The sequence below is a fragment of the Algoriphagus sp. CAU 1675 genome (assembly GCF_029222925.1).
GTDB lineage: Bacteria > Bacteroidota > Bacteroidia > Cytophagales > Cyclobacteriaceae > Algoriphagus.
In genome coordinates, this window is the sequence record NZ_JARHUI010000001.1 from 494529 (window position 1) to 506948 (window position 12420).

The window sequence follows — 12420 nt, forward strand, 5'->3', positions numbered from 1 at the left end:
ATGAAATCCCTTCTTTTCCTTTGTCTATTATTTTCAAGCCTTTTTGGCCAATCTGCTATTGCCCAGGATTCGACAAAAGTCATCCCTGAACCCAAGCGCTTTGAGGCGAGCCATACTGGAACTTTCAATAATCAGAAGATCAACTATAAGTCTGTGGTGGAAGAGACTTTCCTTCGGAATTCAAAAGGTGAGGTGGCAGCTTCCCTTTGGAGTACAGCCTATCTGAAAGATGGAGCAGAGCCCTCTTCGCGTCCTGTGACCTTTATTTTCAACGGAGGACCGGGTTCGGCTTCAATTTGGCTTCATATGGGATTTTTTGGCCCAAAAGTCGTCAAAGTGGATTCTGAGGCACAAGAAGATGACGGTGCCGCACCTTACAGGGTTGTGGACAATACTTCAGCCCTTTTGGATATCACGGACTTGGTATTTGTGGATCCAATTGGTACGGGATATAGTCAGGTGCTTGGTGCGGGGAAAAATGAGGACTATTGGGGATTGGTAGAGGATGCCAACTCCATCGCGCAGTTTATCAGAATTTGGATCAGCAAAAACCAGCGTTGGCAGGCCCCCAAATTTTTAGCTGGGGAAAGTTTTGGAACCACCCGTGCAGCGAAGGTAGCCGAGGTACTGGAGGGAGATGGCCAGCATGTTGCCCTAAACGGGATCATTTTGATTTCCCAGGCCTTGGATTATCAAGGCTCGTCTTCTTGGGAGGATAATTTGACTTCCTTCTTTACCTATATTCCTGCTATGGCTGTGACTGCCAGATATCATGGAAAAGCCGGTCAGGGTAAATCCATTTCAGAATTTGCTGCCGAGGCACGTGATTTTGCTTATACTACCTATTTGCCCTATTTGTATTTGGGGGCAAAGAATTCACCGGAGAAAGATGAAGAGATAGCAGAGAAATTGGCCTATTTCACAGGCTTGAACAAGGCTTATATCCTGCGCTCGGACAATCAGATCCAGATGCACCGATTCAAAAAAGAATTGCTGAGGGAAGAGGGGAAAGCAATTGGGACTTTGGATGGGAGATTTTCCTCGGAAGAGACGGACAAAGCTTCCGAAGGCCCAGTACTCGGGGATCCCAGTGATTATATGACCGAAGGGGCCTATACCGCGGCTTTTAATCACTACCTCGATGTCGGGTTGAAGGTGAAAATGGATCGGCCCTATCTGGCGTCCAATAGTCAGATTGGAGGGGCTTGGAGATGGAGGCCTGTTCCTGATGGACGCTATTGGGAGCCAAGTTTTGTAAGTACTGCAAGAGCATTAAGTGAGGTGATGCATCGCAACCCTAAAATGAAGGTAATGGTGGCAAACGGATATTATGATTTGATCACTCCGTTTTTTGATGCTGAGTTTACCTTTGCCAGATATGATTTTCCTCAGGACCGCATCCAAATGTACTATTATGAAGCCGGCCATATGATGTACAACCGGCAAGAGGATTTTGACAGTTTAGCCCAGGATATTCGAGGCTTTATGAATGGAGTCTTGAAAAGATAAAGTAGGTCTTCCCTGTTTTGGGCTGAATCTTTAAACCATCCCGTGGTTTAGGAATTTCTGTCCAACAAAGGGAGGATTTCTTCCAGGTATTCACGGGTGTTCGAAAGTCGGGGGACTTTGTGTTGTCCTCCGAGTTTTCCTTTACCCCCTAACCATTTTTCAAAAATTCCAGTTGGGGCATGGTGAACCAGTGGTTCCCGGAGTGCCAGATCCTTATACCTTTTGGCATCATAGTCAGAGTTGATTTCCCGTAAATGCCTATCCAATATCTCGTTGAAAAGCTGTGGATCATCGGGTGGAGTGATAAACTCAACTACCCACTCGTGAGCGCCTTTTGCACCAGTTTTGTCAAAATACAATGGGGCTGCGGTAAAATTGGAAATGGTGGCATGGGTTTGTTCCGCCGCAAATTGAATTGCCTTCTCCGCATTTTCCACGATTACTTCTTCTCCAAAGGCATTGATAAAATGCTTGGTCCGTCCCGAAATCTTGAACCGATAAGGGCTGGTCGAGGTAAAACGTACCGTGTCTCCAATTTTATATCTCCAAAGGCCACCATTGGTACTGATCACTAAAGCATAGTTTTTTCCAGCTTCCACTTCTTGCAAAGGGATGATTTTTGGATCTTCTTTTTCCCATTCTTCCATGGGAATGAACTCATAAAAAATCCCATAATCCAAAAGCAAGAGTAATTCGTCAGAATCAGGCTGATCCTGTAGACCAAAAAAGCCTTCAGAGGCATTGTAGGTCTCCATATACCGCATTTTTTCGGAAGGGATCAGCTCATGGAATAAGGAACGATAGGGCCCAAAAGCTACAGCTCCGTGAAAGAAGACTTCAAGATTTGGCCAAACCTCCAGGATATTTTTGGCCTTTTTGATTTCCAGAATTTTGCGGAGCAAAACAATGGTCCAAGTTGGGACTCCGGCAATGCTGACCACATTTTCATCCATGGTTTCCCTGGCCATTTTTTCAATTTTGGCTTCCCATTCTCGCATGAGTGCAGTTTCTAGGGAGGGAGTCCGAACAAATTGGGCCCAGATGGGAAGGTTTTGCATAATTACGGCTGAGATGTCGCCAGCTGATGCTTTTCCCTGTGGGTTGAAAGGGTTCTTTTCCAAGGCTCCCCCGATGGATAAGCTCTTGCCGGAAAAGAGTTTGGAGTCTGGAAAATTGTTGACATAGATAGATACCATGTCTTTTCCGCCTTTATAATGACAGTCTTCCAGGCTTTCCTGAGATACCGGGATATACTTGCTTCGGGAAGAGGTGGTCCCTGATGATTTGGCAAACCAGTCGATATCGGTGTTCCAAAGGACATTTTGTGTCCCCTTCATAGTCTTGTCTATATACGGCTGAATCCCTTCATAGTCCAAAACCGGAACTTTCCGAGCAAAATCCTGATAGGATTGAATGGACGAAAAACCATATTCGTTCCCAAATTCAGTGCGCTTTCCAGCCTCCAACAGGGATTTGAAAATTGCCTGTTGAGCTTCAATGGGGTTTTTCTTAAAGTTCTCTATTTGACCCAGTCGGCTTTTAAAAATCCAGGTCATGAAGCTGTTAAGCACTTCCATCAGTTAAAAACTTTACGTTTCAGCTCAAAATGGCTTCCTAGATAAACTTTTCTTACCTGTTCATCAGCTGCCAATTCTTCTGCTGTCCCAGCTTTTAGTAGTTTGCCCTCAAACATTAAATAAGCTCTGTCGGTAATTGAAAGGGTTTCGTTGACATTGTGGTCTGTGATCAGAATCCCGATGTTTTTGGTCTTCAGTTTGGCGACTATGGTTTGGATTTCCTCAACCGCAATCGGGTCTACGCCTGCAAAGGGCTCATCCAAAAGAACGAATTTGGGATCTACTGCCAGAGCACGGGCGATTTCTGTCCGCCTTCTTTCCCCACCCGAAAGGACCATTCCCAGATTTTTCCGCACATGGGTCAAGCTAAACTCCTCGAGAAGACTGTCAACCTTTTCCTTTTGTTGTTGCTTAGGCAAGTCGGTCATTTCCAGCACTGCCATGATGTTTTCCTCCACAGAAAGTTTTCTAAACACGGAGGCTTCCTGCGCCAAGTACCCAATTCCTAATTTGGCCCTTTTGTACATGGGAAGACTTGTAATGTCCTCTTTTTCCAGAAAAATCTTGCCTTCGTTGGGTTGGATCAATCCCACAATCATGTAGAAAGAGGTGGTCTTTCCAGCGCCATTCGGTCCCAAAAGTCCGACGATTTCCCCTTGCTCGACCTCGACGGAAATATCGTTGACCACTCGTCTTCCTTTGTAAATTTTTACCAAATGTTCTGCCCGGAGTTTCATCTTAGTCAAATTTGATGTCTTTCACATAAAGTTGCAAACTGCTTTTATCTCGGAAAAAATTCTCACGCAATTCAACAACTATATCAAAACGCATTTTTCCCCTGAGCATGTTAACAGTGGTAAGGTCCGGATCCTTAGCTCGGTCGGCCATTCCAAAGCCCAGACAAACCGGAGTAGTCAATTGCCCGTCCTGTACAATTTTAAACCGGAGGTGCTTGTCTTTCAATACGGTGACTTCCTCGGCGTAGACATTGGAAATCCTGAAGATCGGTTCAGTGTTCCCGGGACCAAAAGGAGCCATCTGTTTTAGAATATTGTAGAACTTATAATTGATTTGGTCCAAAAGCAACTCGTCGTCAAATTCGATGACAGGCTTTCGATGAATTTCCTCAATTCTCCTTTTTACCACTTCTTCAAACTTGGCCTGAAAGGCCGGTACATTGTCCACGGAAAGGGTAAGTCCGGCGGCATACTTGTGACCACCAAACTGGTCTAGCAAATCACTGCATTCTGCTATGGCCTCATAAATATTGAAGTCTACCACCGAGCGGGCACTTCCGGTTGCCTTAGAGTTGGATTCTGTCAGGATGATGGTGGGGCGATAGTATTTTTCTATACACCGGCTCGCCACGATACCAATCACTCCTTTGTGCCAGTCTTCCTTGAAAAGAACGGTGGAGTTCCATTCGGCCATTTCCTCTCTTTCTGCGATCATTTCAAAGGCCTCCTTGGTGATGTTTTCATCGAAGTTTCTTCGAGTAGCATTTACCTCATCTACCAGTTTTGCCCTTTCAATAGCCTCCTCCAGATTAGTGGATATTAGGAGTTCCACAGAAGCCTGAGCATGCTCCAACCTTCCGGATGCATTGATTCTGGGACCGATTTTAAATACTATATCGGAAATTCCGATTTCCTTCTCGATTTTGCTTCTCAGGATCAAAGCCTTGAGTCCTGGACGTGGGGTATTGTTGATCTGATCCAATCCATAATATGCAAGGATTCGGTTCTCTCCTGTGATCGGAACTATATCGGCGGCAATACTTACAACCAAAAGATCCAGATAAGGATAAAGACCGGATTCATCCATTCCCCGGCGCTTGGCGACAGCCTGAATAAGTTTGAAGCCAACTCCGCAGCCACTTAATTCTTTGTAGGGGTAGTTGCAGTCCTCCCGTTTTGCGTCCAGTACAGCTATGGCATTGGGAAGCTCTTCACCCGGAGTATGGTGGTCGCAAATGATAAAATCCACACCCAAATCAGTAGCCAGGTTGACTTTGTCTATGGCTTTGATTCCACAATCCAGGGCAATCACCAATCCGAAATTATTTTCTGCGGCAAAGCGCACTCCTCTTTCAGAAATCCCATATCCTTCTTTGTACCGGTCCGGGATGTAAAAATCTATTTCCGGATAAAAACCCTTCAAAAAGCTGTAAACTAGAGCAACTGCGGTCGTACCGTCTACATCATAATCTCCGTAGACCAGGATTTTTTCTCCGTCCTGAACCGCTTTTTCTATCCTCTCCACTGCTGCATTCATATCTTTCATTAAGAATGGGTCATGCAGCTGGCTTAGGCTTGGTCTGAAATAATCCTTGGCTTGGTCAAAACTCTCAACCCCCCGATTGATTAGCATATTTGCCAAAATTGGGTTCACGTTGATTTCTTTCCCCAATTTTTCAATAGTGGCTTGAGTGGCTTTTGGTTTCTTTTTCCAGACGTACTCCATAGGGTTAAATTACGAAAGAATTTGGGTTAGGGGTGCCTAAATGCGATAGGAACATTGAGGATAAAAGGTCAGGTAAGTAGAAAAAGTTTCCTCAATCCCTTTTTACAATGCTGATCCTGAGTTTTTGTATTTGTACCAATAATAGCCCGGGAATATCAGCGCTTTCAGTTTCCAGTCGTTTTTTTCTTGAATGGATAACTTGGGGTTTTCATGAACCTTTCGATACATTTTGCCTGCCAATAGCGTATGACCGATCAAAGCGGCGAAAAGCAGGGCATAAATAATTAATTCTTGCATATCAGGATTTTTGAAGGATCAGGGCCGCCCAATTGTCTTTGCTTTGCTTGTTGATCAAGGATAATCCCAGAGGAGAGGCGACCTCCATTAGGTCATCAATATCTTCGGTATAAAATCCACTTAGCAGCAGATATCCTTTAGGCACAAGCAAGTCGGCATAAATTTTCATCTCATCCAACAATACATTTTTGTTGATGTTGGCGAGAATGAGGTCAAATGGGCCTTTGGGTTTTATTTCCCGAATAGTCCCGAGACCCATTCTTGTTTTCAGCCCGTTTAGGTCAAAGTTTTCGTTCCCGTTTTCTACACACCAGTCATCTATATCAAAGGCCTCAACCTCCCTGGCTCCGAGAAGATGAGCCATGATAGCTAGGATGCCTGTTCCTGATCCCACATCTAGAACCCGTTTTCCCCGATGGTCCAGCATTCCCTGATGTCGCAGCATTTGGAAAGTGGTAGCATGGTGGCCGGTACCAAAGGACATCTTAGGATTGATGACGATTTCGTGTTTGAATCCCGGTTTGGGTTCATGAAAGGAAGCTCTTACATAAACCAGATCATCTACGGCGATGGGGTCGTAGTTTTTTTCCCATTCCTCATTCCAGTTGACTTTGGCCATGGTTCCCTCGAAAACCTCAATCCTTCCCTCTTCACGGTATTTTTCGATCACTCCTTCAAAGGCTTCTCTGTCAAAACTTTCAGAAGGTGCATAAATATCAATTCCTTCCTCTGTTTCGAGGAAGGAATCAAAGCCAATTTCAGAAAGTTCAGCAATCAGGATTTCCCGGAATTCATCCAGGCATTTGATTTTAAACTCCAGGTAATCCATTTACATCAATAAGATTTAATGATTTCTAAGAAGTCACGTGATTTAAGGGAAGCTCCTCCAATCAATCCTCCGTCCACGTCCGGCTTGGAAAGCAATTCTGCTGCGTTCCCTGCATTCATGCTTCCTCCGTAAAGGATTGGAATATTGTTCGCAACCTCTTTTCCATACTTGTTGCCCAAATGTCTCCTAAGTGCAGCATGCATTTCCTGAGCTTGGTCAGCTGTGGCGGTTTTTCCGGTTCCGATTGCCCAGATAGGTTCGTAGGCAATGACTACTTTGGAGATTTCCTCAGCTGTCAAGTCGAAAAGGCTGTCCGTAAGTTGGAATTTCACATTCGGCTCGTGCGTACCGGCTTCTCTTATTTCCAGAGATTCTCCGCAGCAGAAGATCGGAGACAAGCCATTAGCCAAAGCTTGCTTGACTTTCACCGCTAACAATTCGTTGTCTTCTTTAAAATATTCTCTGCGCTCGGAATGTCCAATGATGACATATTCCACTCCAAATGAGGAGAGGATTTTGGCAGATACTTCTCCTGTATAGGCTCCGGACTCCTTGTCGGAACAGTTTTGGGCTCCAACAGCAACTCCGGAAGTTTCTCCTATTAGTTTTTTTACAGGGTGTATGTGAGGAAATGGAGGATTCAGAACCACCGTAACATCCTGGATATTTTCGTCTTTGTACATATTGACGATTTCCGAAGTTAGTTTTTGACCTTCTTCAAAGGTCATGTTCATTTTCCAGTTTCCGGCGATGATTTTTTTGCGCATGATCGATATGAAAATTTACTAGGTTTGAGAAAAGCAGTAAACTGTATTTTCGTCTAAAAGTAATCAAAATGTCCGGTTGGGGAAAAAATTACCCGGACCAGAGTCCAAAAAAGCCCTGGTCCTTTGAAGAAGCCAAGGAAAAACTGGCTTCCTACTGTGCATATCAGGAGCGTTGCATATGGGAAGTCAAAAAGAAGATGTATGAGAAGGGAGTCAAGGATGAGGATAAGGAGGAGTTGATCGCCTATCTGATCTCTGAAAAATTCCTGGACGAGGAGCGCTATGCAATGGCTTTTGCCCGGGGAAAGTTCCTTCTCAAAAGGTGGGGAAAAAGCCGAATTGCCCGGGAGCTGAAAATGCGTCAGATTCCTCAAAGCCTCATCCAAAAAGGATTGTCGGAAATTGATCCTATTGACTATTATGATACCCTTTTGGCTGAGACCGAGAAGAAGTGGGAAAGGACCCCGGAAAAGGATCCCTTCAAAAAGAGATTCAAAGTCATCGGCTACCTGATGGGCAAAGGTTTTGAACAAGACTTGATCCAGGAGGCTATCGAAAATTTGAAAACCTAGTTTGCATCAGGAATCATCTCGGTCATGATCTTGGCAGATAAGAGCGAAAGGGGAATGCCTCCTCCGGGGTGGACACTTCCACCACAGAAATACAGGTTTTTTATTTGTGAGGAATAATTGGCATGCCGGAGAAATGCCGCAAATCTGTTGTTGGAACTATTGCCATAAAGTGCTCCCATGGCGCTTGAAGTTTTTGATTCTATACTTCTAGGTTCCAGGATTTCCTCAACTTCGATCAAACTTTCCAGATTGGTTTTTAAGATTCGATTGATTTTTGAGATGATATTCTTTCTGGCCTCGGGGATAAGTGTATCCCAATCCTGTCCTTGATTGTTGGGGACGTTGATCATGGTAAACCAGTTCATGCACCCCTCGGGAGCATCATCTTTCTTGTAAGTGGAGGTGATGTTAATATAAACTGTAGGGTCTTGATGGATGGTCCCTTTTTTAAATATGTGCTCGAATTCAGCTTGATAGTCTTCACTGAAAAGGATGTTGTGCAGGTCAAGTTCTGGGAAATTTTTTTTGATGCCCCAATAAAAGATCAGCGCTGAACTTGACTTGGGTTGTTCCAATAGCTTTTTAGGTTGTTTTTGTTTTCTCAATATGGTCTTGTAGGCATTGACCATATCCATGTTGTTGACTATGTAGTCTGCCTTATGTAATTCCCCTTTAGAAAGAACCCCCACGGCCTTTCCGTTTTCTACCAGCACTTCTTCAACGGGGGAATTGAAATTGAATTTTACTCCGAGGGAAAGTGCCAACTCGTAAAGGCTTAGGGTAATGTCATGCATCCCTTTTTTAGGGAAGTAGGCCCCGATGTTGAATTCCAAATGGGGAATGATATTTAGTGTGGCCGGGGTTTGGTACGGATCGGATCCATTGTAGGTAGCATACCGGTTGAAAAGTTGCACCAATTTGGGCTGGGTAAAAAGTTCTTCATTGGCTTGGTTCATGGTGGAGAATAAGCCAAGTTTTCCCATTTTAAGGTAGGATTTCATTGCCTGAGGCCCAATCCAAGTACCCAAGCGATGGAGAGACCGGTGCATAAAGAGAGGTGCCAGGTGGTCATAGATTAATTCCGCCCGTTTCAGTGCCTGCTTGATGTTTTTCGCGGGTTCACCTAGTTTAGTCTCTACTTCCTCTGCAAATTGGTCCTGATCTGCCCAAGCCTTAATGCGCTTACCATCTTCCCAGAAATAATGGCAGGCAATGTCCAGTTTCTGGTAATCAAAATGCTCGCTTGGATTTTTGCCTGCCAAATGGAACAATTCCTCAACCTGCTCCGGCAATGTAAAAAGCGATGGCCCCGCATCGAAACGATAGCCTTGGATCTCGATCTCAGAAAGTTTCCCCCCCGGATAGGCATTGGCTTCGAAGACTTCTACTTGATAACCTTTCAGGGCCATTCTTATAGAAGATGCGATTCCGGCAATTCCGGAACCTATGATCAATGATTTTTTCATAAGGTTAATCCGATGTATTAAAATCAGGATTTTGAATCAAATTGTTTAAGGATAAAGAGGGAAATTTAAAATTCAGCTTAGACCAGACCCAAATGTTCTATTTAGGATTCTTTGACCACTCGGCATCTTCTTTTTAGTCTTTGATTTGAAGGAAATGAGAAATCGGGCCATGGATAGATTATTTTTTGGTGGGGCCACGGTGTGATCATGGAAACTCGGAGACTTAACCCCCGACTTTTTTCCCTGAGGAATATCACCTCTCTATGTGACCCGAACTACCCTTACTGGGATTTAGGATGAGTAAATTCAATATAAACAAACCATACAACTATGAAAGCATTCAACACAAATCTTTTGGGATTGACCCTATTGGGGTTGACCCTAAGTGCCTGTAGTCATATGGGTCCTTATGAAACGGTTGACGTGGTCAATGAACAAGCTTCAGCTAAGTCGGAATTCAACTTGATTCCTTTTGGTTCTCCAAGACTTTTAAACGCAAGAGAGTATGAAGGGGCTGATTGCGCCCTGGAATGTATCGTGGCAGGTACTGGGGATTACTTTGTCAAAACTGACACGAAAATAGCTCAGGGAGATGGCAACGGAGGTGGAGAAGGTGGCCCGGGTGGTGAAGGTGGTCACGAAGATGGTCACGATGAAGTAGGTATCACCGATACCCACGAAGAAGGTGAAGGCGGTCATGATGGAGAAGAAGGGGAAGGAGGCGGAGTGAAGAAGGAAATCGTCTACAGGGCTTACAATACTGTAAGTGAGTTTATCGTGGAGGTGGATTACAACATCCTGTCAGAATCAGGACATCCCAATCCAAAGACTTCTATTACGATCACTATTAATGGTGATGTCGCGGAATTTCATGAGATTTCCAAAGGCACTACGGTGTCACATTCCTTCCCGCTAGGGGAAGACTGGGAAGCTTGTGATCTGATGGAGTTTTCTGTGGAAAGCCACGGCGGCGGTCCTAAAGTGTCTTGGATAGATGAGACTTACTCCCTGTTTGATATCTGTTGTGCGCCTGCATCCTTATCCTATCAGACAGAGGATAATTTGAACATCAAGTTTTTCTACAATTCCAGTGAGCTACTCCAAGATGCCGTAGTGCAATTCAACTTCCCACAAATATTGCCTTTGGGAGAAAACGGCAGCTACACTGCGCCAGATGGAAAGGTCTATTCTGTTAATACAAAAGGAAGAAGCTCCGTATTGACTTGGATCGGTAAGGTGCGATGTGGTCCAGGCAGGACTTCCTTCCGATTCTCCGTACTTCCGGACTGTAACGCCAGCGGCAAAGCACTAATCTGGACGGATGCATCCGTCAATGGTGTCAGTGTGAAAAACAAAATGACGCCTAACATTGTAGCTACTTGCAATCAGTAAGTTACGGTTCAGTTCTAATCCCTCAAGCCTAACTTGGGGGATTTTTTTTGCTTGCTATTAAGTAGGATGATTACCTATGAAACCTCAAAATTTTAAGAATTTGGCCGATTTTATGCCAAAATCCCCCTTTAAAGGCTTTAATGGGCGATTTCCAAGAGAAAAAAAATTTTTAAAATAAATTAAAAAACATTTTTTTGTATATAAAATGCATTTATATTTGATTTAAGTTAACGCAACTCGTATGAAAAAAACTTTTACTTCAGGCTTTTTGGGATTGGTGATCTCAGGCTTGCTTTTAGCTTCTTGTAGCCAGATGGCTAGCTATGAAAATGAAGATTTGACACTGGAACAAGCCAGTGCAGACAAGGCGGGATTCAGATTGAATCCTTTTGGTACTACCAATGGAAATGAGAATGCATTTGTGGATTATTATCAAGGAGCTTGTGAATCAGAATGTATTGATCCTAATGATCCAGAAACCTTTTTTGTGTTAAATGGAAGAAAGAATTTTAATAGCAGTGGTCAAATTTTTATAGATTATTCTATATATCATGATGCTTCTGAAATTTATTACACTTTTACAATTGGAACGAATAATTCATCAGAACCCTCTATTGCAACTTTTAATGGTGAATTAGTGGATGCCCCTTCTTATTCTGTCAGCTATCCATTAGAAGAAGGATGGCAAGGATGTGATTTGGTGGAGAGAACCTTTACATTGACCCGTGGCGGTGGGGGAGGAGGGACTACCGTTGTGGAAATTCCTACTAGTTATAATCTGATTCCTATTTGTACTGGTGAAGAAGAAACATGTGATGAGGCTTTTTCTTATGAAAGAGACGAAACTGATCCTAACATTATTACTTTCAAATACACACCTTCTACAACCATTGAAAATGCTGAAATTCAGTTAACCGTTCCTCATATTGAAGCATATGAGCCTATGGATGGCAGAACTTACACTGGATTTGGTGAAGAGGAAGAAAATGTATTAAGATGGAATGGAAAATTAACCTGTGGTGAAGAAATAACCTTTACGATTAAATTTACCCCCATCTCTTGTACTGCAGCAGGGCCTGGAAATGGCTTAGTAAATCTTGTCTCGACTTTTAATGTAAAAGGTTTTGGAAATAAACTTACTGGCAAACCTCTTACAGCACATTGTATTCCTGATTAATCGAAAAATAATCTTATCTATAAATCCCTAAGGTTCTCCTTAGGGATTTTTTTTACCCGCTCCTCGGGATTTGCAATCCCGAGGTATTAACGTAGGATTTGCAATCCGAAACACACTAATCCAAAAGGAGCTAGTTCTATTTTACCTCTTTACTTTTCATAAAAATCATGACCATGATTCAGGTTTGTTTTTCTTCTTGTTTTGTAAATCCTTTGGATGTTAAACTAAAAGTCGGATTAAAAACCCTTCAATATTGCTTCGGAATTGCAAATTCCGAAGAGCAGAAGAGGTTCTTAGGTAGGAGCAGGATTTGTAATCCGAAATCCATTCAACCAAAAGGAACAAGGTCTAACATTCCTTTCCTGACCCCA

11 protein-coding genes are annotated in these 12420 nt (G+C 43.5%); 4 read left to right on the top strand and 7 right to left on the bottom strand.

Going from position 1 to position 12420, the window contains the following annotated elements; all coding sequences use genetic code 11:
* Positions 1-1509 (top strand): peptidase S10, encoded by a 1509-nt coding sequence (locus P2G54_RS02240; RefSeq protein WP_275867759.1) that lies wholly within the window; start codon positions 1-3, stop codon positions 1507-1509.
* A gap of 47 nt (positions 1510-1556) precedes the next feature.
* Here the strand turns inward: P2G54_RS02240 and P2G54_RS02245 are convergent, their stop codons facing one another.
* The 6 genes from P2G54_RS02245 to tpiA all read right to left on the bottom strand — a co-directional run bounded on the left by P2G54_RS02245 (position 1557) and on the right by tpiA (position 7442).
* On the bottom strand, positions 1557-3086 hold the full coding sequence (locus tag P2G54_RS02245; RefSeq protein WP_275867761.1) for a GH3 auxin-responsive promoter family protein: 1530 nt from the start codon (positions 3084-3086) through the stop codon (positions 1557-1559).
* Entirely contained in the window at positions 3086-3823 is a 738-nt protein-coding gene (lptB, locus tag P2G54_RS02250) for an LPS export ABC transporter ATP-binding protein (RefSeq protein WP_275867763.1), read from the bottom strand. Before lptB ends, P2G54_RS02245 begins: the two co-directional genes overlap by 1 nt.
* Position 3824: 1 nt before the next feature.
* Entirely contained in the window at positions 3825-5549 is a 1725-nt protein-coding gene (recJ, locus tag P2G54_RS02255) for a single-stranded-DNA-specific exonuclease RecJ (RefSeq protein ID WP_275867765.1), read from the bottom strand.
* A 102-nt stretch (positions 5550-5651) separates the two neighbouring features.
* Positions 5652-5846, bottom strand: coding sequence for a hypothetical protein (locus tag P2G54_RS02260; RefSeq protein ID WP_275867767.1), 195 nt, complete (start codon positions 5844-5846; stop codon positions 5652-5654).
* A 1-nt stretch (position 5847) separates the two neighbouring features.
* Positions 5848-6675: a 50S ribosomal protein L11 methyltransferase gene (prmA, locus tag P2G54_RS02265; RefSeq protein WP_275867769.1), complete on the bottom strand. Its 828-nt coding sequence runs from the start codon at positions 6673-6675 to the stop codon at positions 5848-5850.
* Between the two features lie 5 nt (positions 6676-6680).
* Positions 6681-7442, bottom strand: coding sequence for a triose-phosphate isomerase (gene tpiA / locus P2G54_RS02270; RefSeq protein WP_275867771.1), 762 nt, complete (start codon positions 7440-7442; stop codon positions 6681-6683).
* A 68-nt stretch (positions 7443-7510) separates the two neighbouring features.
* Here tpiA and P2G54_RS02275 point away from each other — a divergent pair, with 68 nt between their 5' ends.
* Positions 7511-8014: a regulatory protein RecX gene (locus tag P2G54_RS02275; RefSeq protein WP_275867772.1), complete on the top strand. Its 504-nt coding sequence runs from the start codon at positions 7511-7513 to the stop codon at positions 8012-8014.
* On the opposite strand, the gene crtD is transcribed toward P2G54_RS02275, so the two are convergent.
* Positions 8011-9480 carry a 1-hydroxycarotenoid 3,4-desaturase CrtD gene (gene crtD / locus P2G54_RS02280; RefSeq protein WP_275867775.1) on the bottom strand — a complete coding sequence of 490 codons (1470 nt, stop codon included), beginning with the start codon at positions 9478-9480 and terminating at the stop codon, positions 8011-8013. The two genes, P2G54_RS02275 and crtD, sit on opposite strands and share 4 nt — an antisense overlap.
* 330 nt (positions 9481-9810) lie before the next feature.
* Here crtD and P2G54_RS02285 point away from each other — a divergent pair, with 330 nt between their 5' ends.
* Together P2G54_RS02285 and P2G54_RS02290 are read left to right on the top strand one after the other, a co-directional pair.
* Positions 9811-10872 (top strand): hypothetical protein, encoded by a 1062-nt coding sequence (locus tag P2G54_RS02285; RefSeq protein ID WP_275867777.1) that lies wholly within the window; start codon positions 9811-9813, stop codon positions 10870-10872.
* 241 nt (positions 10873-11113) lie between these two features.
* A complete protein-coding gene (locus tag P2G54_RS02290) occupies positions 11114-12049 on the top strand; it encodes a hypothetical protein (protein ID WP_275867779.1) in 936 nt (311 codons plus the stop codon).
* Positions 12050-12420 lie beyond the last annotated feature (371 nt).

Excerpts from the sequence above, each read along its gene's own strand:
- P2G54_RS02240 (WP_275867759.1), top strand. The coding sequence starts at position 1 with ATGAAATCCCTTCTTTTCCTTTGTCTATTATTTTCAAGCCTTTTTGGC.
- P2G54_RS02245 (WP_275867761.1), bottom strand. The coding sequence starts at position 3,086 with ATGGAAGTGCTTAACAGCTTCATGACCTGGATTTTTAAAAGCCGACTG.
- lptB (WP_275867763.1), bottom strand. The coding sequence starts at position 3,823 with ATGAAACTCCGGGCAGAACATTTGGTAAAAATTTACAAAGGAAGACGA.
- recJ (WP_275867765.1), bottom strand. The coding sequence starts at position 5,549 with ATGGAGTACGTCTGGAAAAAGAAACCAAAAGCCACTCAAGCCACTATT.
- P2G54_RS02260 (WP_275867767.1), bottom strand. The coding sequence starts at position 5,846 with ATGCAAGAATTAATTATTTATGCCCTGCTTTTCGCCGCTTTGATCGGT.
- prmA (WP_275867769.1), bottom strand. The coding sequence starts at position 6,675 with ATGGATTACCTGGAGTTTAAAATCAAATGCCTGGATGAATTCCGGGAA.
- tpiA (WP_275867771.1), bottom strand. The coding sequence starts at position 7,442 with ATGCGCAAAAAAATCATCGCCGGAAACTGGAAAATGAACATGACCTTT.
- P2G54_RS02275 (WP_275867772.1), top strand. The coding sequence starts at position 7,511 with ATGTCCGGTTGGGGAAAAAATTACCCGGACCAGAGTCCAAAAAAGCCC.
- crtD (WP_275867775.1), bottom strand. The coding sequence starts at position 9,480 with ATGAAAAAATCATTGATCATAGGTTCCGGAATTGCCGGAATCGCATCT.
- P2G54_RS02285 (WP_275867777.1), top strand. The coding sequence starts at position 9,811 with ATGAAAGCATTCAACACAAATCTTTTGGGATTGACCCTATTGGGGTTG.
- P2G54_RS02290 (WP_275867779.1), top strand. The coding sequence starts at position 11,114 with ATGAAAAAAACTTTTACTTCAGGCTTTTTGGGATTGGTGATCTCAGGC.